At 47.6% G+C, this 19145-nt stretch carries 20 protein-coding genes; 13 read left to right on the forward strand and 7 right to left on the reverse strand.

Annotation, left to right across the window (positions count from 1 at the left end; all coding sequences use genetic code 11):
• Nucleotides 1-306: 306 nt before the first annotated feature.
• The 3 genes from JHL22_RS02375 (at nt 307) to JHL22_RS02385 (ending at nt 2979) form a co-directional block, all read left to right on the forward strand.
• Nucleotides 307-1647 carry an NAD(P)/FAD-dependent oxidoreductase gene (locus JHL22_RS02375; protein WP_200233425.1) on the forward strand — a complete coding sequence of 447 codons (1341 nt, stop codon included), beginning with the start codon at nt 307-309 and terminating at the stop codon, nt 1645-1647.
• 14 nt (nt 1648-1661) lie between these two features.
• On the forward strand, nt 1662-1997 hold the full coding sequence (locus JHL22_RS02380) for a hypothetical protein (RefSeq protein ID WP_200233427.1): 336 nt from the start codon (nt 1662-1664) through the stop codon (nt 1995-1997).
• A 184-nt stretch (nt 1998-2181) separates the two neighbouring features.
• Nucleotides 2182-2979 carry an SDR family NAD(P)-dependent oxidoreductase gene (locus JHL22_RS02385; protein ID WP_200233429.1) on the forward strand — a complete coding sequence of 266 codons (798 nt, stop codon included), beginning with the start codon at nt 2182-2184 and terminating at the stop codon, nt 2977-2979.
• A gap of 22 nt (nt 2980-3001) precedes the next feature.
• Here the strand turns inward: JHL22_RS02385 and JHL22_RS02390 are convergent, their stop codons facing one another.
• Entirely contained in the window at nt 3002-3313 is a 312-nt protein-coding gene (locus tag JHL22_RS02390; RefSeq protein ID WP_200233430.1) for an ArsR/SmtB family transcription factor, read from the reverse strand.
• A gap of 136 nt (nt 3314-3449) precedes the next feature.
• Between JHL22_RS02390 and JHL22_RS02395 the strand changes: the two genes are divergently transcribed.
• Nucleotides 3450-4349 carry an MBL fold metallo-hydrolase gene (locus tag JHL22_RS02395; protein WP_234041059.1) on the forward strand — a complete coding sequence of 300 codons (900 nt, stop codon included), beginning with the start codon at nt 3450-3452 and terminating at the stop codon, nt 4347-4349.
• A 149-nt stretch (nt 4350-4498) separates the two neighbouring features.
• On the opposite strand, the gene JHL22_RS02400 is transcribed toward JHL22_RS02395, so the two are convergent.
• A complete protein-coding gene (locus JHL22_RS02400; protein ID WP_234041060.1) occupies nt 4499-5407 on the reverse strand; it encodes a LysR family transcriptional regulator in 909 nt (302 codons plus the stop codon).
• Nucleotides 5408-5529: 122 nt separating this feature from the next.
• On the opposite strand from JHL22_RS02400, the gene JHL22_RS02405 reads away from it, so the two are divergent.
• The 4 genes from JHL22_RS02405 (at nt 5530) to JHL22_RS02420 (ending at nt 8147) form a co-directional block, all read left to right on the forward strand.
• The gene (locus JHL22_RS02405) at nt 5530-6072 is read left to right on the forward strand and encodes a cytochrome b (RefSeq protein ID WP_200233438.1); all 543 of its coding nucleotides are present in this window, start codon (nt 5530-5532) and stop codon (nt 6070-6072) included.
• A gap of 22 nt (nt 6073-6094) precedes the next feature.
• Complete coding sequence (locus tag JHL22_RS02410) at nt 6095-6664, forward strand: YceI family protein (protein ID WP_200233440.1); 570 nt, start codon at nt 6095-6097, stop codon at nt 6662-6664.
• 71 nt (nt 6665-6735) lie between these two features.
• Nucleotides 6736-7308, forward strand: a complete 573-nt coding sequence (locus JHL22_RS02415) for a YceI family protein (RefSeq protein ID WP_200233442.1) — start codon at nt 6736-6738, stop codon at nt 7306-7308.
• Between the two features lie 134 nt (nt 7309-7442).
• The gene (locus JHL22_RS02420) at nt 7443-8147 is read left to right on the forward strand and encodes a glutathione S-transferase N-terminal domain-containing protein (protein WP_200233443.1); all 705 of its coding nucleotides are present in this window, start codon (nt 7443-7445) and stop codon (nt 8145-8147) included.
• Nucleotides 8148-8269: 122 nt separating this feature from the next.
• Here JHL22_RS02420 and JHL22_RS02425 read toward each other — a convergent pair whose 3' ends face one another.
• Both JHL22_RS02425 and JHL22_RS02430 read right to left on the reverse strand, forming a co-directional pair.
• Nucleotides 8270-8938 (reverse strand): OmpW/AlkL family protein, encoded by a 669-nt coding sequence (locus JHL22_RS02425; protein WP_200233444.1) that lies wholly within the window; start codon nt 8936-8938, stop codon nt 8270-8272.
• Nucleotides 8939-9074: 136 nt separating this feature from the next.
• On the reverse strand, nt 9075-10949 hold the full coding sequence (locus JHL22_RS02430) for a bifunctional metallophosphatase/5'-nucleotidase (protein ID WP_200233445.1): 1875 nt from the start codon (nt 10947-10949) through the stop codon (nt 9075-9077).
• Between the two features lie 268 nt (nt 10950-11217).
• Between JHL22_RS02430 and map the strand changes: the two genes are divergently transcribed.
• Nucleotides 11218-12015: a type I methionyl aminopeptidase gene (map, locus tag JHL22_RS02435; protein WP_200233447.1), complete on the forward strand. Its 798-nt coding sequence runs from the start codon at nt 11218-11220 to the stop codon at nt 12013-12015.
• A gap of 58 nt (nt 12016-12073) precedes the next feature.
• Here the strand turns inward: map and JHL22_RS02440 are convergent, their stop codons facing one another.
• Both JHL22_RS02440 and JHL22_RS02445 read right to left on the reverse strand, forming a co-directional pair.
• Entirely contained in the window at nt 12074-12757 is a 684-nt protein-coding gene (locus JHL22_RS02440; protein WP_200233449.1) for a TehB-like domain-containing protein, read from the reverse strand.
• Between the two features lie 90 nt (nt 12758-12847).
• The gene (locus JHL22_RS02445; RefSeq protein ID WP_234041061.1) at nt 12848-13594 is read right to left on the reverse strand and encodes a Crp/Fnr family transcriptional regulator; all 747 of its coding nucleotides are present in this window, start codon (nt 13592-13594) and stop codon (nt 12848-12850) included.
• Between the two features lie 95 nt (nt 13595-13689).
• Here JHL22_RS02445 and JHL22_RS02450 point away from each other — a divergent pair, with 95 nt between their 5' ends.
• Genes JHL22_RS02450 through JHL22_RS02465 form a run of 4 tightly spaced genes read left to right on the forward strand, consistent with a single transcriptional unit; the run spans nt 13690 to nt 18191 of the window.
• On the forward strand, nt 13690-14625 hold the full coding sequence (locus JHL22_RS02450; protein WP_234041062.1) for an ABC transporter substrate-binding protein: 936 nt from the start codon (nt 13690-13692) through the stop codon (nt 14623-14625).
• 8 nt (nt 14626-14633) lie between these two features.
• Nucleotides 14634-15404 carry an ABC transporter permease gene (locus JHL22_RS02455; protein ID WP_234041063.1) on the forward strand — a complete coding sequence of 257 codons (771 nt, stop codon included), beginning with the start codon at nt 14634-14636 and terminating at the stop codon, nt 15402-15404.
• Nucleotides 15397-16080: an ABC transporter ATP-binding protein gene (locus JHL22_RS02460; RefSeq protein ID WP_200233452.1), complete on the forward strand. Its 684-nt coding sequence runs from the start codon at nt 15397-15399 to the stop codon at nt 16078-16080. Before JHL22_RS02455 ends, JHL22_RS02460 begins: the two co-directional genes overlap by 8 nt.
• An 8-nt stretch (nt 16081-16088) precedes the next feature.
• Nucleotides 16089-18191 (forward strand): TonB-dependent receptor family protein, encoded by a 2103-nt coding sequence (locus tag JHL22_RS02465; protein ID WP_200233455.1) that lies wholly within the window; start codon nt 16089-16091, stop codon nt 18189-18191.
• A gap of 43 nt (nt 18192-18234) precedes the next feature.
• Here the strand turns inward: JHL22_RS02465 and JHL22_RS02470 are convergent, their stop codons facing one another.
• Nucleotides 18235-19137: a LysR family transcriptional regulator gene (locus tag JHL22_RS02470; protein ID WP_200233457.1), complete on the reverse strand. Its 903-nt coding sequence runs from the start codon at nt 19135-19137 to the stop codon at nt 18235-18237.
• Between the last annotated feature and the right edge of the window lie 8 nt (nt 19138-19145).

The following is a 19145-nucleotide window of genomic DNA, read 5'->3' on the forward strand; positions in this document are numbered from 1 at the left end:
TAAAGTTGAACAAGTTGGCAGATTGATTTTCACCTGTCGCTTATGAACTTTTCATACAAAAATTATCCACAAGCTGCTTTCTTAGTAGTTATCCACAGGCTCTTTTTTATTTTATTCCCTCTTTTTTGATGATTTTTTGAGCAAATTGATGGGTTTATCTAAAAAAATGATTTTAGGTATTTGAAAATGTGCCATGACGATTATTTATATCTATACGTTTAAATATATTGATATATTTTTTGTTACAACCTATAATATTTGTGAATAGGTCTTTATGTTTTACATAAGCATCACCAAGGAGATAATATGGCTAACACCAAGACAGAGTTATCAACAGCCAGAAGAAAATTTATTAAAATCATGGGAGCTTCCAGTCTTGGCATGTCTGGCATGGTTTCTACTACTCAACTTGCCTCTGCGCAAACAGTACTAGAGGCTAACGTCAGTATTGTGATCGCTGGCAGTGGCCTGGCAGGTCTGGCAGCTGCGCATCGTTTGCGCAAGCAGCTTCCCAATGCAAAAATCACCATCATTGATGCCAAGAAAGAACATAATTACCAGCCGGGATATACTTTGCTGGCAACTGGTATCTGGCATTCAACCAATAGTGTTCGTGATCGCAATGAACGTTTAATGCCACCCGGGGTTGATTGGGTGCAAGAAGCCGTTGCCAGTTTTGAGCCCGAACTGAACCAGGTCCAAACCGTCTCTGGCAAAAAATTTGATTATGATTACTTGGTTGTCGCCACGGGGCTGGTTTTAAAATACGACGAAATTGAAGGCATGGATACGTCCATTATTGGCCAGGATGGTGTGGGCAGTGTTTATCATAGTCCCGATGCCGCCGCCAATACCTGGAGAGCTATGGATGCGTTTCGCCAGAAAGGCGGCCGCGCCGTCATGACACTGGCGCCAACATTCATGAAATGTGCTGGTGCGCCCCTGAAAATGACATTTATGGTGGCAGACTGGCTTAATGAGTCAGGCGTTAAAAACAATTCACAGGTTGATTTTTTTGCGCCATCCACCTCTATTTTCAGTGTGAAAACGGTTAATGATCTGGTGTTAAAGCGCTGGACTGCCTTGCCGGTTACCACCAATGTCCATTTCCATCGGCAACTGACCGGGGTTGATATTTCGGCCAAAACCGCCTACTTTACCGATCAGAACGGTGCGGTTCATAAAGAAGATTATGATTTCCTGCATGTGGTGCCTCCCATGTATGCCCCCGATGCAGTAAGGCAAAGCAGCCTGGTAGTTCCCGATGGTGTGCAAAAAGGCTGGCTGGATGTTGATAAGGGAACCCTTCAGCACACCCGTTACCCGAATGTGTTCGGATTGGGTGATGTCAATGGTACGCCACGCGGAAAAACAGCGGCCACCATCAAGAAAAGTGCCCCCCTTATGGTGCATAACTTGTTGCAACAAATGCAAGGCAAACCGGCAGACCAGATATTTGATGGTTATACTTCGTGCCCCATGCTGATTCGTCGTGGTTCGGCCTGGCTGGTTGAATTCAACTATGCCGGAGAGCTGACCCCCACCATGCCACTTATTGATCCCTTAAAGGATAGTTACCTGGCCTGGTTCCTTGAAGATGAATTGTTAAAACCCGCTTATATGGCTGTCCTTAAAGGTAAGGCTTAGTTTAGGAGAACATAATGACTGAATTGTTACTGGGCCTGAATATCCTGTATGAATGGTTTTTGTTAAGTCCTGTTTTGCCAACAGTGATGGCCATTTTGTTAATTGTTGCTTATGTGTGGGCGGTGGCCAGGAAACCGCTTAACTGGAAAGGCAGCTGGCCACTAAGCTGGAAGGTGGGTTTGTTGGTGGCGATTGCAGCGTTTTTCGGAGTCCCTCTGTGGGTGGATTCTTCGGTGACCGAATTAAACTATCTTCCTGATTGGTTGTTTAATACATCAATGGCAATAGGCATTGGTGCCTATGGGGCCTTGCTGGTATGGCCCTTGTTGGGCATGAAGCGAAAAGCTTAAGCGGTCATCTGGTCGACCCCGTTTGTCTAAAACGGGGAATGAACGTACCCATGCTAAATAACTGATATTCAAGCTTATTGTTCCGCTAATGGAATTGACAAGTTCATTTTATGGGGTTCTGTTTTGGGACAGGTTACCCTAGAATGTTATTTCCACTAAGTATTAACAACAGAAAAGGATAATAATGAATATCGATCTTACAGGTAAAACTGCCATTGTGACTGGCTCTACCGATGGTATTGGTTTGGCGATTGCCACTGGGCTTGCCCAAGCAGGAGCCAGCGTCATCATTACCGGGCGTACCCAATCACGTCTTGATGACGCATTGGAAAAAATTCACGCTGCCGCTGCCAATGCACCTGAAGTGCTGGGTGTGCTTGCCAATATTGGTACTGCAGAAGGCTGCCAAACGTTAATCGCGGCCCAACCTCAGGCTGATATTCTGATTAATGCGCTAGGTATTTATGGCGGCAAAGAATTTTTTGATATTACTGATGCCGATTGGGAAGAAATTTACCAGGTTAATGTACTAAGTGGCATTCGTTTATCCCGTCATTATGCCCAAGGCATGAAAGAAAAAGGCTGGGGACGGATTCAGTTCATTTCCAGTGAATCAGCCCTTAATATTCCTGCTGAAATGGTTCATTATGGGGTAAGTAAAGCCGCTTTGCAGGGTGTTTCACGTGGGCTTGCCAAAGTATTGGCGGGTACAGGCGTAACCGTGAACACTGTTTTGCCAGGACCAACCCGAACAACAGGCGCCATCAATATGATGAAAAAAATGGCGGATGAGCGTGGTGTGTCTGCATTGGAAATGGAAAGTATTTTTTTGAAAGAAAACAGGCCTTCCACCTTGCTTAATCGTTTTGCCAACCCCGAGGAAGTGGCCAATATGTCCGTTTATATTGCGTCTGAACAGGCTAGCGCAACAACGGGCGCTGCTTTGCGTGTTGAAGGTGGTATTGTGGAAAGCATTGCTTAAGGCTATTGTCCTTAAACGGTATTTATTTGTCCGTTTCAGCTTCAGGGCCGGAACAGTAAATTTTGTACAGGGCGGCAATAATGGGTTCGGCGTTTGCCGTACTTAAGCGGTAGGTTAAGGTGCGCTGCTCGCGTGTGAAATCAACCACGTCTTCACTGCGTAACCTGGCTAGATGATTGGACATGGATGTTTGGCTGATACCAACAATTTTGGTTAATTCTGTTACGTTACGCTCGCCCTCAAGAAGCGTGCATAAAATTAGCAAGCGGTGAGGGTGGGCGATGAGCTTTAAAAAGCGGGCCGCTTTTTCGGCACTGGCAGCCATGTCTTGCATAATGAGCTCGTATAATTAAAAATACTGTAATTATAGACATTACCATAGCAATAATCAATATATATCAGTATATTTAAACTTCATGATTTTTTGATATAATAATAAAAATATTACCTCATTACAGGAGTGCTCCGCCATGAATGATTTAAACATCCCGCAAGCTGATCAATTAATTAAACCAATTGTGACTGCTTTTTTTGATGAACAAACCAATACCTATTCGTATATTGTACAAGACCCGCTTTCCAGGGCCTGCGCTATTGTAGACCCGGTTCTGGATTTTGATTCTCCATCCGGTACAACCAGTTATGAAGGGGCTGATGCCATTATTGCCGCGGTTAAACAGCAGGATTTGCAAACAGAGTGGATTATTGAAACCCATGCCCATGCTGACCATCTTTCCGCCGCCCCTTATATCAAGCAGGCACTGGGTGGAAAAATCGCCATTGGTGAAAAAATAACCACCGTTCAGCAAACTTTTGGTGAATTATTTAACGATGGCCCGGCTTTGGCACGTGATGGAAGCCAGTTCGACCACCTGTTCAAGGATAATGAAACCTATAAAATCGGTCATTTAACAGGTACTGCCCTATATACGCCGGGCCATACGCCTGCCTGCATGAGTCATATTATTGGTGATGCTATTTTTGTGGGTGATACTATTTTCATGCCCGATGGCGGTACGGCCCGTGCCGATTTTCCGGGTGGTGACGCCGCTGAGCTTTATCGCTCGATTCATAAAATCTTAAGTCTGCCGGAAGATTACCGTATATTTGTGTGCCACGATTATGCGCCTAACGATCGGGAATATGTCTATGAAACCACGGTGGCAGACCAGTTAACACATAATATTCATGTCAGGGAAGGTATTAGCCAGGAAGAATTTGTAGCAATGCGCCAGGCCCGTGACAAGACGCTTGGCATGCCACGCCTTATTTTGCCGTCACTGCAAGTTAATATCAGGGCAGGCAATATGCCAGAAGCCGAAGATAACGGGCTGGTTTATTTGAAATTGCCGGTGAATGCATTTAAATAAAAATCGACTTTTCCTCGCTTTTAAATGCCCGGTTTCATATCAGGCAAGAACCGGTGTTCCACTAGCAGAATACCGGTTTATCTCATTGTCTCATTGTCTTTAAGAATGAAGTAATAGCCAGGCAATAACAGCCTGTTCATTGGGTTTGTTCAGGTGTTTTGCATTTCCTGCCTGAACAAGTCAATAAATGCCTGCGTCCGTGTGGGTAACAATCGTCTTCCGGGGGTTACGCACCAAACTGTATCGGTCGGCATGGACCATTCTGGCAAGATGCGAACCAGGCGGCCTTCTTTTTCATAGGCACGGGCAAACATTTCTGAAAGCCCCACAATGCCCATACCCTGAGCGGCCAGATCCTGGTGCAAACCTACCGAATTGGATGAAATCCTGTGCAGGGGCAAGCCCACCCACTCATCTTTATAGCTGTTCAGTTTCCAGGGGATAAAATCACCCCGGCTGTTAATTAATACCATCCCTTGATGCTTAAGCAAATCTTCGGGTGAGCTAGGCGTACCGTGTTTTTTCAGATAAAACGGGTTGGCATAAAGACCATTGTTCAACACGGCTATTTTACGTGCCACTAATGTGCTGTCATCGGGTAAAGAAGGCGCGATACGAATGGCAATATCAAAGCGTTCCACAATTAAGTCCACCCGTCTGGCTGAGAGGTCCAGTTCTACGGAAACTTGTGGATATTCATGCGTAAATTTTTTTAGAAATGAAACCAGGGCAAATTCCTTGAACTCGGTGGGTAAGGAAACCCGTAATTTGCCCTGTGGGGTGGTTTGCCGGTTTTGGGCAAATGCGCTGGCCGCTTCGGTTTCTTCCAGCAAACGCCTGGCATGTTCCAGTACTCCTTCACCAAAATCGGTAATGGCCAGTTTGCGGGTACTGCGGGTAATGAGCTTTTCACCCAACTGGGTTTCCAGTTCACTGATACGCCGTGATAAGGTGGATTTTGGCAGGCCGGTTCTGTCAGAGGCGGCTGAAAAACTGCCTGCCTCCATGATATGCGCGAATAAAATCAAGTCATTGGCATTTAAAATCATGTGATTCATACTTTATTATTCTGTTAATGGAACAATTATACCCGTTTTGAGGTCTTATGCTTTTAACAGTATTTCTATACACTGTTAAACATCAATTAATTAAATAAATTCATCAAGCGAAGAGATAAATTATGAATCAACCCTATACCCGTACAGCGATTACGCTTCACTGGTTAATGGCATTGGGTTTGACCGGTACGTTTGCATTGGGATTTTATATGCAGGACCTGCCGCTTTCTCCGGCCAAATTGCAATATTACGCATGGCATAAATGGGCAGGTATTGTCATGCTGTTACTGGTGCTGGTTCGGGTAGTCTGGCGCATAACGCATAAAGCGCCTGAATTACCAGAGTCCATGTCAGCCTTTATGCGTTTTATGGCCAATGCGGCACATTGGGTGCTTTATGCCTTAATGCTGGCGATCCCGCTCAGTGGCTGGTTAATGAGTTCTGCACAGGGGTTCCAGGTCGTCTGGTTTGGCGTATGGCCTTTGCCGGACCTGGTGGGTAAAAGCCAGGAATTGGGTGCGTTACTGAATACGGTTCACTGGGCATTGAACTATTTCCTGCTTGCCTTTGTCATTATCCATGCCTGTGCGGCCCTCAAACATCACTTTTTAGATAAGGATGATATTTTGACACGCATGGTCCCTGTTCTGGATAAAAAAAACTAACCGTAAAAAACTGGAAATTTTTATGAAAAAGATAATACGCAATACCTTTGCAGCCGTTACGCTGGTAGCCGGAATGATGGGTAGCGCCCATGCCGCAGAATATAAAACCATTGACCCTTCAGCCAGTTCACTGTCTTTTGTTTATAGCCAGATGAACGTGAATATGGATGGAAAATTTACCGAACTAACGGCATCCACATTCAGCTTTGATCCGGCGGCACCGGAACAGGCCAGTGTGCTTATTGAAATCCCGGTGTCCGGTATTGATGCCGGTTACGGTGAAGCCAACGAAGAATTGAAAAAAGCTGACTGGCTGGCCCCGTCAGATCACCCCCTGGCCAAATTTGAATCTGCCAAGGTTCAGGCACTGGGTGATAACAAGTTTCAGGTTGATGGAAAATTAACCATCAAAGGCAATACCCGTGATGTATCCGTGCCATTTACCTTTTCTGAGAAAGACGGCAAGGGTATTTTTGAAGGAATGTTTACTTTCCAACGCGCCGATTTTAGTGTGGGTGAAGGGATGTGGGCCGATTTTGGTATTGTTGCCAATGATATCCAGATCAAATTCAGTATTGCCGCAAACCAATAGCAATATCTGAACCCCGGTTTCAAACCATTTATTAAATTTTAAATTTAAATTAACTTATTCAAGGAATTTTCATGAAGAAAAAACTTATTGCCGCCGCTTTTGCCACATTGATTGCAACCCCTGCCCTGGCAGCACCTGCCACCTATGCGATTGACGCCAGCCACACATTCCCGCGTTTTTCTTATGACCATATGGGTATGTCCAAACAAATCCTGAGTTTCACAAAAACATCAGGTACAGTGGTACTGGACAAGGAAGCAAAAAACGCATCGGTTGATGTCACTATTGATATGACGTCTGTCAATACCGGTTTTGAGCCGTTCAATGGTCACATTCAGGGTGAAGATTTCCTGAATACAGAGAAATACCCAACCGCAACCTTTAAATCCACCAAAGTGGTTTTTGAGGGTGACAAGCCCGTTAGCGTTGAAGGTGACCTGACCATTAAAGACGTGACCAAACCGGTTACATTGACGATCACTTCTTTTGTCAATATGCCTCACCCCATGTTAAATAAAGATGCTATTGGTGCCAATGCCACAACCGTGATCAAGCGTACCGAATTTAACGCCGGTAAATTTGCGCCTGGCGTGGGTGATGAAGTGACACTGGATATTGCCCTGGAAGCGATTGTCCAGCAATAGTCTTAAGGCTTACCGCCCTGGCCTGATTGATGGCATTTGCCGCTCGGGCCAAATAGTACGGTATATTTGAGATACCGGAAGCTCCCCGCATATTTAGCGTGCGGGGAGTTATCGTTAATGATCAAGGAGTTTTAATGTCGGACTTATCTGCTTTTCAAATTACGCAGCGTTGGCCTGCCCAACAGCCTGAATTGCTTCAGCTTTACTCTCTGGCAACCCCCAATGGCGTTAAAGTTTCCATCATGCTGGAAGAAACCGGTTTGCCTTATGAAGCCCATTATGTGGATTTTGGCAAAAACGAAAGCCATACGCCCGAGTTTCTCTCTCTGAATCCTAACGGTAAAATTCCGGCCATCATAGACCCGGATGGCCCGGGTGGGAAAGCGCTGCCCCTGTTTGAGTCGGGTGCCATTTTGCAATACCTGGCCGAAAAAACCGGCAAGTTTTTACCGGCTGACCCTGCCTTGCGCTATGAAACCATTCAGTGGGTCCATTGGCAAATGGGTGGCATTGGCCCCATGTTTGGGCAGCTGGGCTTCTTTTACAAATTTGCCGGCAAAGCATACGAAGACAAACGTCCATTAGAGCGTTACCGTGCCGAATCCAAACGGTTGCTGGGTGTGTTAAATACCCGCCTGGAAGGTCGTGAATGGATGATGGGCAATGAGTACACGATTGCCGATATTGCCATTCTGGGTTGGGTTCGTAACCTGATTGGTTTTTATGAAGCCAGGGAACTGGTGGATTTTGACAGTTTTACCCATGTCGCAAAATGGCTTGATCGTGGTCTTGCCAGACCGGCGGTTCAGCGTGGCCTGGAAATTCCTAAACAGCCCTGATGGTTGCTTTGTGAGTGCGCCATTTAATGCTAATTAAATGGCATAAAAAATGAAATAAACCTCATCCGCTGCATATTTCCTGGCGGATGAGGTTTTTTAAATTTACAGCATTAAGCGTTTAACTAAAAACGGTAACCAACCCCTACCGTTGCAACCCATGGGTCAATTTTGGCAGTTCCGATACGTTTTCCGTCAAGTTTGACTTTGGAATCGATATCGATATAGCGTAAATCGGCATTCATGAACCAACGCTCGCTTAAGCGGATATCAACACCCACCTGTGCGGCAAGCCCCCATGAGTCTTCAAGTTTGAGTTTTTTGAAACCCAGGTCTTTAAGTGCGCCCTGGGGTTTGGTATCAAAAAACTTGGTATAGTTCAAACCCACACCCACATAAGGCTGGATGTCTGAATCTGGCAAGAAGTGCCATTGGACGCTAAGGGTAGGTGGCAAGTGTTTTGTTTTGCCAATTTTTCCGATATCGCCGCCAAAGTGTGAGGCATCGCCATAAATTTTATGACTGAATGGTGTTGCAGCCAGTAATTCTACGCCAACATTTTTGGTGGCCATATAGGTAAGACTGAAGCTGGGCTGCATGTTATTGTTAACGTCCAGCTTAATGCCCCCGGGGACCAGCCCCTTGCCTACGGTACCGTTATTGGACTTGGGCATGACACTGGTAGCGCCTACCTTGACAAGCCAATCACCGGCCTCGTGGGCCAGTGCGGGTGTGGTGGCCAGCACACTCATTGTTAATAAACAGCTGCCAATTATTTTAGATGTGAACTGCATCACTCTTTCTCCTGAATAATAAAACGGGGTTAACCTGAAGAGTGATGCAAAGGGTAACATCTTGTATTGATTAATATCAACGACTGTAATAGGGTTGAAACAGACTTTTGTTTGAAATCAAACGTGCTTGATACTTTTATGGTTTCTGTTGTAAAAAATTCAGCATTTTTCCAACAGAGGGTGAGCCGGTCAACGCTTGTGTGCTGTATTCCGATTCAGGCAATCTTTTCAATTCTTCCTGTGATTGGGCAAATTTCAGGAATGCATCGGCATAGGCCAGAAAGGTATCTTCCCGCTGTTCACCGCTAATATCTGCAAAGGTATGGTAGCCGTCTTTTCCATCTGCCAGAAAGTCAATCGCAATTACCTGGTAAGTTGCGTCCGGGTCAAAAGAAACCCAGCTTCCTTCTGTATTTTTCATCTGCAGCCCGGACAGGCGCTCATATTTTTGCGCAGACAGGTCAACATTCCAGCGTAGTGCGGCAGCATAAGGATAAGAGCCGGTATTGCCGGCCAGAACAGAATCAATGGCTTCTTCAAGCACTTTTTTAATATCACTGCCTTTTATGGTGAGCCTGACCAGCGTATTCCGGAACGGTAATACCGTATAGATATCACCCACCGTGACTGGCCCGTTTGCCAGGTCTGTACGTACCCCGCCCCCGTTTTGTATGGCAAAATCGGCACCGCCAAAATGTTTGCCCTGCATCAGGAAAGCGTGGGCCACTAGTTGCTGGATATCACCACCGTGTGTATTGGGATGGGCCTGGTGGCTGCACCCCTCCAGTTTTGAATTGCTGGCTCCCAGTATGCCCGGAAAGCGACGGCTGCATAATTCCTGGGTAACGGTACTGATTGGCTTGCTGGCAAAATCAGCCAGTTTTTTCTGGTAAGGCTCAAGCATATGGGTGGCTTTTACTGAAGGCTCAAGCTGCATAATTTCTTTTTGCCCGGCCAGATCTGCTTGAACCGCTGCCAGTTCTGTTGCATTAAGGGGGGTTCCCCTGCGATTGAAATCATGGCCAATCAAAATATGGGGTTGTCCGTTGCAGTGCGTAACATTGCCGTTTGAATCAAACCGGACCTGCAGCTCACCCACAACCGCACTGTACTGCCAGGCCTGCACAATACACACGGGCTGCTTGCTGGCATCGTTGGTTTGGGCGGGATAGCGGCCGCTGGCCGTTAAACCATAGTCACTTAAGTGCTGGCTGCCCAGCAAGGTATGGGAATGTCCGCCTACAATTACATCAACACCGGATAACTGCTGGGCCAGCTGCAGGTCGGCCATATAACCGATATGGGACAAAAGAATAATTTTATTAACCTGCAAGCCCGTAAGGCGGTCAATTTCACTTTGTACTGACTCAAGCTCATTGTCGAATACGGTGCCGGGGTCAGGCCGGGAAGCATTTTGTGTACTGTATGCCGTGGTGACACCAATAATGCCAATTTTATGGCCGTCCCGTTCAAGAATAACGGAAGGTCTAATGCGTTTACCCTGTAACGGTGATGGAAGGCCGGGAATAAAATTGGCTGAAAGTAGTGGTGTTTTGCAGGTGGGATGCTGCCACAGCATTTCCGTAAAGTTGAACAGGGCCAGGTCACCCGAGTCAAACTCATGATTACCCAGCACCATGGCATCAAAACAGACGGTGTTCATTAAATCGGCATCTGCCTGACCGGCAAACAAAGTATGGTATAGCGTACCCGTGACGGCATCACCGGCATGCAATGTAAGGGTGTTCCTGTTTTTTTGTGCCAGTTTTTCAATCGCTGCCGTTACCCTGGCAAAACCGCCCATACTGACAGAAACGCTTTCACGCTGTTCTTTACCCGTCTGAAGCAGTAAGCTGGCTTGATAATCATCCAGATTGGAATGATGGTCATTGATGTGCAGAATCGTTAACTCATAAGGTTCTGCTACCGGTTCCGTTGCCGCAAAAGAAAAGCCCGACCAAACAATGGCCAGGCTTGAGAAGAAGGAGTAAAAGCTGCGTTTACTGAACATAACACTGCCTTGCAAAAAAGAGGTTCTGGAGATGCTGGCAGTTTAGCCGTGAAAGAAAGTTGGGGCAAATCGTATTTTTCTTTCACGGGTACCTATTATTAGGCACTGATGAATGTTCCGGCATGGTTCTGGCGGTAAGTGGCCAGTTTGCTGGGGGACAGCCCGGTTGTGCATGGTTAACCTGTTTGTATTCGCAGCCGGGTGGGTGATAAAAAAAGGGAATGTTATAATCTTGTTCATAAAGTAAATTTATTGAGAGTATCTGACAATGAGCAGAAGAAGAGTTTCTATTAAAACGGAAGAAGAAATTGCCAAAGCGAGTGAAGCGGGCAAGCTGGCGGCAGAAGTTTTGCACATGATTACCCCTTATGTGCAGGCAGGTATCACCACTGAAGAGCTGGACCGGATCTGTCACGATTATATTGTGGGTGTACAAAAAGCAATCCCGGCCAATGTGGGTTATTGTGGGTTTACCAAAACCATTTGTGCCTCTGTAAACCATGTCATTTGCCATGGCATTCCCTCATCAGGCAAGGTCCTTAAAAACGGTGACATTATTAATATTGACGTCGCCGTTATCAAGGATGGCTGGTATGGTGACACCAGCCGCATGTATTTTGTAGGCCCACCAAGCACGTTGGCACGCCGTTTGGTGCATACCACTTACGAAGCCATGCGTGAAGGTATTATGCAGGTGCGTCCGGGTGCTACCCTGGGTGATGTTGGCCATGCCATTCAGACGGTTGCCCACCGTGAGGGGTTTAGTGTGGTGCGCGAATATTGCGGACATGGTATTGGAAAAATTTACCATGATGAGCCCCAGGTGCTTCATTATGGCACCCCAGGCCAGGGCCTGAAGCTGGAAAAAGGCATGATGTTTACCATTGAGCCCATGATCAATGCCGGCAAACGGCATTGCAAACAATTGGCAGATGGCTGGACTGTGATCACCAAAGACCATTCACTGTCTGCCCAATGGGAACATATGGTGGTGGTGACCGATGACGGCTTTGAGCTTTTGACACCATGGCCGGAAGAATCTACCGAGTATCCCTCCATTCCTTAAGGTATGGCTGCGGCAGGTATTAATTAAAACAGGGCAACTTTTTGGTTGCCCTGTTTTATTAATCGCGTTTTACATGATCTTTGGAACGGTAAAAATCAATCTGGAAACTGCCGCTCAGTTCAAACTGGACGTGATGGGGTACGTCGGGTTCAATCACAATCTGTTTGCCACTGGTCACGATATAGTCGGTTTGCGAGTGTTCAACCGTGAAACGTACAATACCGCTAATAACCCGTAGCAGGCCGTAGGTGCCGGCTTTGGTGGTATGGGTTGCCTTGAGTTTTTCAGGCAGGGTTTCAGGGGTGAATACGGGCGACTGGCTATAGTACTCAAGCCCTGGCGGCAGGGTATCGGGTAATGTCATAACAGTTTGCTCCTTGTAAACTTGCCATAATTTGGCGGCGATCCGTTCTGCCATCATATTCGCTTTATGTTGCAAATGTGGATTGCCAATATCATGTGTTATGGTACGGAAAATAGCCAGCCAGCGTTCAAACAGGGGCCAGCTTAAATCGGGCAGGGCCGCATGCTTGGGAATAGGCGCGCCCTTGAAGCGGCGTGTTCCCAGTATAAGCGCAGACCAGAAGTCTGTCAGTACCACCAGGTGTTCATCCCAGTCATGTACATTGGCCTCAAATATGGGCCCCAGATCCTTGTCCTGGCGGATCCTTTCATAAAACAGGGAAACCATTCCCGCGATATCGGCTTCTGAAATGTGTTCAGCGTGCAATGTATCAGTCATGCCCTAAAAACCTTTGTTCCCAAAAATCTGACATTATTCTTATAAGCTGGCAGAATCGCCAATGACATTTGTCATTATAGCGGCTGATACTCAGAAACTGCGTTTGGCCGCATTGGTCAGCATTTGCAGGAAAGCATTGTTATTGATATGCCATTCTTTCCGCTTGCCTGTGACATAGCCTTTATGTTGCCATTCGTTAAGCAAACGGCTAAGGGTTTCAGCGCGTATGCCCAAATGGCTGGCCAGCTGGCGCTGATTCAACGGCAGCTCGACCTTATTACCTTGTTTATGCTGTTGTTCAAGAAGATAGCTGGCCAGTCTCTCGGGTGCTGAACTGGCGGTTATCCATTCAACCTGGTTGATCTGACGATAAACATTCAGGCTCATGCTGGCAAGCAGGCTCATGGCCAATTCAGGCCATTGATGACAGGCCCGGTGTAAAGCGTCTCTTTTCAGGTGGTACACCACACTATCGGTACGAACCCGGGCAGACATTGGGTAGCGGCCGTGTGGCATAAACATGGCTGTTTCGGCAAAAACCTGACTGGCATCAAAAATACTGAATACTCGCTCATCGCCATCCAGGGAGTAGCGAAAGACTTCGACCTGGCCTGATTCGATCAGGAAATAGCAGGCGGCCCGCTCACCTTCGTTAAACAGTTGCTGCTCGGGGCAATATCGCTGCAGGTGTGCATTTTCCAGTACGGTTTCCATGATGCAAACCGGCAAACCGTTAAAAAGTCGGTGCTTGCCTAACAGGTCGGCCGCGTTTTCCAGCTTTGGGGAAAGATTGACTTTTATCATTTTGGATTTAAGAAAAGAATGGGATGATTTCATTATTAATAATAGTTCTTATTCTCATTGTATTCAATATGAATGTTTTTTCATTATCAAAATTTATCGTCTTTTCCCGGTGTTTATTTTTATTTTTAATGCTATGGCAATTGCCGGCCCATGCCGCCCCCGCTTATAAAAAATTAACGCTGGGTGGTCCGGCAGCTGTTGTCAGTTACCCTTTGCTGCATATGCTTGAAACCAATGCTCTGCAAGATTACACCGAAGTACTGTCCTTCAGGTTGTGGCAATCACCGGACCAATTACGTGCCCTGTTAACCCGCAAGGAAATTGATTTGACGGCGGCGCCCGTCAATTTGCCAGCGCTCATGTTTAATCTGGGTGAAAAAGTCAAACTGCTGAATATTTCAGTATGGGGAATTTTGTGGCTGGTCAGCAGTGATCCGGACGTCAAAGGGTTTGATGATCTTAAAGGCAAAGAGTTGCTGGTGCCCTTCCAGCGTGATCTGCCTTCCGTGTTGCTGGATACCTTGCTGGCAGCCAGAAACACAGGCCAGGAAACCGTCAAGCTGCGCCCCGTGCGGGATGCACAAGATGCCATTACCTTGATGTTGTCGGGCAAGGGGCAACATGCCTTGCTGGTGGAACCCATGGCGGCCATGCTGCTATGGCGCAACCGGCAACAGGGTGAACGGGAACTGTTCCGGGTACAGAGCCTGGAAGAAGCCTGGCGCGAAACCTTCCCGAACAAGGCTGAATTGCCCCAGGCCGGCCTGATGGCCAATTCGAATGTGGCCCAGGATACGGAATTGCTTAAGGCCGTGGACAAGGCGTATGCCGAATCGGCCAGGTGGTGCAAATCCAATACCCTGGCATGTGCGGAAATGGTGAACCGGCATATCCCGCATCTGCCTGTTCCTGCCGTAGAAGAAGCCATTCGTGTTACCCGTCTGGAAAGCCTGTCTGCCAACCAGATCCGTCCGCAACTGGAAAATCTGTATGGTTTGCTGGGTAAGCGTTTTCCCAAGGCAGTGGGTAACAAAATGCCTGCAGTGGAATTTTACGGACCATGAAAACAGTCATGCAGAAACAGACCGGGCCAACCTCCCGTTTATGGTCATGCATTGGCGTATTGCTCATACTGGCCGGCTGGCAAATAGCGGCCATGTATCTGGGCCCCATGCTTATGGCCTCACCCCTGGATACCTTTAAAAATCTGGTACCCATGCTAACAAGTACGCATTTTCTGGACAATGCCAGTGTCAGCCTGTGGCGCATCGGTGTTGGGGTCGGGTGCGGTTGTCTTATTGGTTTTATCCTGGGTGTGCTGGCCGGACATAATGCTTGCCTGCGTGGCCTGCTTGAACCATTGCGCTGGGTATTAATGGCGATGCCGCCGGTAGTAGTGGTGATGCTATCCATGCTGTGGTTTGGTCTGGGTTCACCCATGGTGATTTTCATGACCGTACTTATGATGGCGCCAGGCATGTATGTGAATACGGTTAAGGGCATGTTGCAGGTGGATCGCAATCTGGTTGAAATGACGCATGTATACCGTTTCGGACGCTGGCGCAAGTTGTTGCATTTATATTTGCCTGCCTTGACTGCCCCTCTGACCGCTGCGTTGCTGATTGCTGCCTGCGGTGGTGTCCGGATGGTGGTAATGGCAGAGGTATTGGGTGCGGAAAGCGGGGTGGGTTATGCCCTGGCCAATGCCCAGAGTGTTTTTGACAATACCGAGATATTTACCTGGATCATTCTGGTTTTGTTACTGGTTGCCGTGATTGAGTTTGTCCTGCTGCAACCCTTGCAGCGCCGCATGCGTCAATGGCAGGAGAATGACCATGTTTGAATTGGACAATGTCTCAGTAAGGTTTGGCTGCAAAACCGTTCTGGACAATATCAGTTTTTCCCTGGCATCGGGTGAGCAGGTTGGTTTGCTGGGGGTTAGCGGCGCCGGCAAAAGTACCCTGTTGCGCCTGGCTGCCGGTTTGTTGCAGCCGGATTCTGGCCGTTTAAGCAATACCTTTCTGAATCCCATACTGGTTTTTCAGGAGCCCAGATTATTGTCCTGGCGCCCGGTCATAGAAAATATCTGCATTCCCTTGCGTGCCAAGGGAATGGCCAAAAATCAGGCACGGGAATGTGCTGGATACTGGTTGGAAAAAGTGGGTTTACGGGATGCTGCCGGGCAATGGCCGGGACAGCTGTCGGGCGGTATGGCCCAGCGTGTGGCACTGGCACGGGCATTTGCCATGGAACCGGATTTATTGTTGCTGGATGAACCTTTCAGTGCGCTTGACCCGGGCCTGCGGGCCAGCCTGGGCCAGCTATGCAGTGAGTATCTGGAGCAGAACCGTGTTGCCATGCTATGCATCAGTCACAATCCGCACGAACTGGTGGAAATAACGGATCGTTGTGTACTGGTTGAGCAGGGTCGTTTAAGACCATTTGAACCCGATCACTTGCAGGACGATGAAGCAAGAAAAAAAATGGCCGATTTACTTTATCAAACGTTGTTAGGATAGTCCTTATCATGTCAGTTCCCCATCAATTCAACAAACTTAAACTTATTGTTGTATTAAGTGCTGTCTGGGCCAATAGTGCAATTGCCCAGGAAACCGTTACTTTACCCGCCATCAGAGCCACCTTGGAAAACCCTTCTTCGTTGCGTGTGGACACGGATCGTGAACAGGCCAGGCTTAACCAGGTACCGGGTGGCACCAATCTTGTCAAACCACAGGAACATATCCGCCTGAATGTATTGCGTGATGCACTGGACCATCAGCCGGGTATTATTGTGCAGGATTTCTTCGGGGGTATTGACCAGCCCCGCCTGAATATTCGTGGTTCAGGCATTCAAAGCAATCCGGTCAATCGAGGCGTACTGCTCATGCAGGATGGCCTGCCACTGAATGAAGCGGATGGTTCATTTGTGATTGGTTTTCTGGAACCCCGCAACAGTGGCCTGATTAGTGTACGCCGTGGTGCCAACGCCATTTCACCCTCCGCCACTACCCTGGGTGGCGAGCTTGACTTTCAGTCATTGACTGGTACGGAAGGCAACCAGATTGGTATCGGTTTGGGCAGTTTTGGTTATTGGGGCGTGAATGGGGAGATTGGCCTGGAGGGTGACACGTTTGACGGGCGTATTAGTTTCAGCCATGACAAATCGAATGGATATCGCCACCATTCAAGCTCCAGACGAAGCAGTTTCAATGCCAATCTGGGCTTCAGACGGGATAATTTTGAGAACAGAACCTATCTGTCCTATACCGATCTCAAATTTGATATTCCCAACGTTATTCCCAAAGCCCGCATGTATGACGATCCGCGCAGTGTATTGGGTGACTATAACGAACAGTTTGACCGGGTCAATAATATTTATTTGCGGGACCCGAATCGCAAATCATCGCAATTCAGGGTGGCCAATCAAAGTTATTGGGGCACCGAGGCACTGAACCAGACTTTTGGGCTGTACTGGCAAACGATTGATGACACTTTCACCAGTCCGCTGGTTTCCACGCCAACCGACGGGCATACCTATGGAGCCCAGTGGCAACTTGCTGGCCAGGCCGGATCCGTTGATTACCGTGTGGCCCTGAACTGGTCACGCAGTGATATGGACCGTGACCTGTACGCTGTTAATCCGGCCAATGGCAGCCGCATGCAACGCTTTGGCAGCTATTCAATGAAGGCTGAAAACCGTAATGCCCTATTGGGCCTGAACTGGCATTTTGCCCCCGACTGGAGTGCGGTGGCAGATATCAAATTCAGCCAGGCAATCCGTAATGTTGATGGCCGTCATGGCAGTGCCAACCTGAACCAGGATTGGTCTTATACCAGCCCCAGAATCGGCTTGATATGGAAACCCTCGGACAGCTTAAGACTGTATGCCAACATCAGCCGCAGTAATGAGGCACCCACTTACTGGGAAATTATTAACGGTGATGTTCCCAACCCCATGAACCCGGCATCAGCCACCACCTCATTGAGCAAGCTTGACCTGCAACGGGCCCTGACTTATGAAATAGGTGCAGATGGCCGTTTTGGCAGTGAGCAGTATGCCATGAACTGGTCGCTGTCCCTTTACCATAGCAAGGTGAAAGATGAACTGATGTCTGTCAGCACTGAAAACGGAACGGCAGCAGGAACCTTCAACTATCGTGGAAAAACCCGACACCAGGGTATAGAAGCCGGTATTAATGGTGTTCTGCCGGGGTTTGGCAATGGGTTGTTTGATTACCGGCTGGCCTATACCTTAAGTGATTTCCGCTTCCGTGGCGGTGAATTTGCCGGTAACCAGATTGCCGGTGTGCCCAAGCATATGCTGAGCGCTGAACTGATGTACCGCACGGGCGGCTGGCGTTTTGGCCCCAATGTGCGCTGGATGGCATCCAAAACACCTACCAACCATGCCAATATAGACGGGACAGAACAAGATTCCTATGCCCTGCTGGGATTTAAGATCGCGTATGAGCATAACAAACACTGGAGTGCCTATATTGCAGCCGATAACCTGACCGACAACACCTATGCCAGTAGTTATGTCATTCGCAATACCGCCACGGCCATGATGCCCACCTTTCTGACGGGCAATGGCAGGAGCGTGTCGGGGGGTATCAGCTTCAAATTTTGAGTAATTCAGAATTATTGTAGTAGTCAGGAGACCATCGGGAAAATTATGATGATGTTTCCGGGTTCAGGGAAAATGTTGATTTCAATAAATCAATCAGGGTTAGTGCGGCAACGGATTGCGCATTTTCCCTGACCCTGACCAGGCTGATAATCCGGTTCGGGATAGCCAGTTCAAGAGGAATCGCCCGGATGGATGGTTTGATGAATGGAAACAGTGCCATTTCCGGAATAATTGATATGCCAATATTGTTTTCGACCAGGCCGGCAACGGTGGACAGGTTGAAAACCTCCATATCAGAAACTAGTTTTTCCGGATAGAAAGAGGCATCCAGATGCTGCCGTATACTGGTGGATTTGGCAAACTGGATAATCGGATATTTCATCACTTCTTTATGTGTCAGTTTCTTTCTGGACGCCAGGGAATGGTTTTTTGAACATACCAGGAAAAATGAATCTGAACATAATTTCTCACAGGACAATTGCGGGTGCAGTGACACGACGGAAGTCAGGGCAAAATCAACTTTCTTTTCATTGACCAGGCGCAGGCATTCATCTGCACTGACGTCAAACAGGGAAACACTGATGCCCGGATACTCTTGCCGGAATTTGGCCACAACAGGAATCAGGCAGCCTACGGAAACGGATGGCAAGGCTGCCACTGAAACCTGGCCGGTTTGTCTGGAAACATGCTGTTTGAGCTCGGTAAAGGCATTTTCAAAGTTTTGCAACAATTCATCTGCAATGGCTTCAAATAACAGGCCTTCCGGTGTCAATACAACATTACGTGTATTTCTGATAAACAACTTTGTACCAACCAGCTGCTCCAGGTTTTGAATAAGGACACTTAAGGCTGGCTGGGTTAAATGACAGAGATTGGCAGCCTTTGTAAAGTTCTTTTCAGCTGCCAATACCCTGAACGCTTTCAGGTGTTTGGTTGAGATATCCATATAAAAGC

The organism is Advenella mandrilli (genome assembly GCF_016595155.1).
Classification (GTDB): Bacteria; Pseudomonadota; Gammaproteobacteria; order Burkholderiales; family Burkholderiaceae_B; genus Advenella; species Advenella mandrilli.

Coding starts and splice junctions, on each gene's coding strand:
- JHL22_RS02470 (WP_200233457.1), bottom strand. CDS start 19,137: ATGGATATCTCAACCAAACACCTGAAAGCGTTCAGGGTATTGGCAGCT.
- JHL22_RS02405 (WP_200233438.1), top strand. CDS start 5,530: ATGAATCAACCCTATACCCGTACAGCGATTACGCTTCACTGGTTAATG.
- JHL22_RS02385 (WP_200233429.1), top strand. CDS start 2,182: ATGAATATCGATCTTACAGGTAAAACTGCCATTGTGACTGGCTCTACC.
- JHL22_RS02460 (WP_200233452.1), top strand. CDS start 15,397: ATGTTTGAATTGGACAATGTCTCAGTAAGGTTTGGCTGCAAAACCGTT.
- JHL22_RS02430 (WP_200233445.1), bottom strand. CDS start 10,949: ATGTTCAGTAAACGCAGCTTTTACTCCTTCTTCTCAAGCCTGGCCATT.
- JHL22_RS02420 (WP_200233443.1), top strand. CDS start 7,443: ATGTCGGACTTATCTGCTTTTCAAATTACGCAGCGTTGGCCTGCCCAA.
- JHL22_RS02465 (WP_200233455.1), top strand. CDS start 16,089: ATGTCAGTTCCCCATCAATTCAACAAACTTAAACTTATTGTTGTATTA.
- JHL22_RS02390 (WP_200233430.1), bottom strand. CDS start 3,313: ATGCAAGACATGGCTGCCAGTGCCGAAAAAGCGGCCCGCTTTTTAAAG.
- map (WP_200233447.1), top strand. CDS start 11,218: ATGAGCAGAAGAAGAGTTTCTATTAAAACGGAAGAAGAAATTGCCAAA.
- JHL22_RS02375 (WP_200233425.1), top strand. CDS start 307: ATGGCTAACACCAAGACAGAGTTATCAACAGCCAGAAGAAAATTTATT.
- JHL22_RS02415 (WP_200233442.1), top strand. CDS start 6,736: ATGAAGAAAAAACTTATTGCCGCCGCTTTTGCCACATTGATTGCAACC.
- JHL22_RS02410 (WP_200233440.1), top strand. CDS start 6,095: ATGAAAAAGATAATACGCAATACCTTTGCAGCCGTTACGCTGGTAGCC.
- JHL22_RS02395 (WP_234041059.1), top strand. CDS start 3,450: ATGAATGATTTAAACATCCCGCAAGCTGATCAATTAATTAAACCAATT.
- JHL22_RS02440 (WP_200233449.1), bottom strand. CDS start 12,757: ATGACTGATACATTGCACGCTGAACACATTTCAGAAGCCGATATCGCG.
- JHL22_RS02450 (WP_234041062.1), top strand. CDS start 13,690: ATGCTATGGCAATTGCCGGCCCATGCCGCCCCCGCTTATAAAAAATTA.
- JHL22_RS02400 (WP_234041060.1), bottom strand. CDS start 5,407: ATGAATCACATGATTTTAAATGCCAATGACTTGATTTTATTCGCGCAT.
- JHL22_RS02380 (WP_200233427.1), top strand. CDS start 1,662: ATGACTGAATTGTTACTGGGCCTGAATATCCTGTATGAATGGTTTTTG.
- JHL22_RS02425 (WP_200233444.1), bottom strand. CDS start 8,938: ATGCAGTTCACATCTAAAATAATTGGCAGCTGTTTATTAACAATGAGT.
- JHL22_RS02445 (WP_234041061.1), bottom strand. CDS start 13,594: ATGAAATCATCCCATTCTTTTCTTAAATCCAAAATGATAAAAGTCAAT.
- JHL22_RS02455 (WP_234041063.1), top strand. CDS start 14,634: ATGCAGAAACAGACCGGGCCAACCTCCCGTTTATGGTCATGCATTGGC.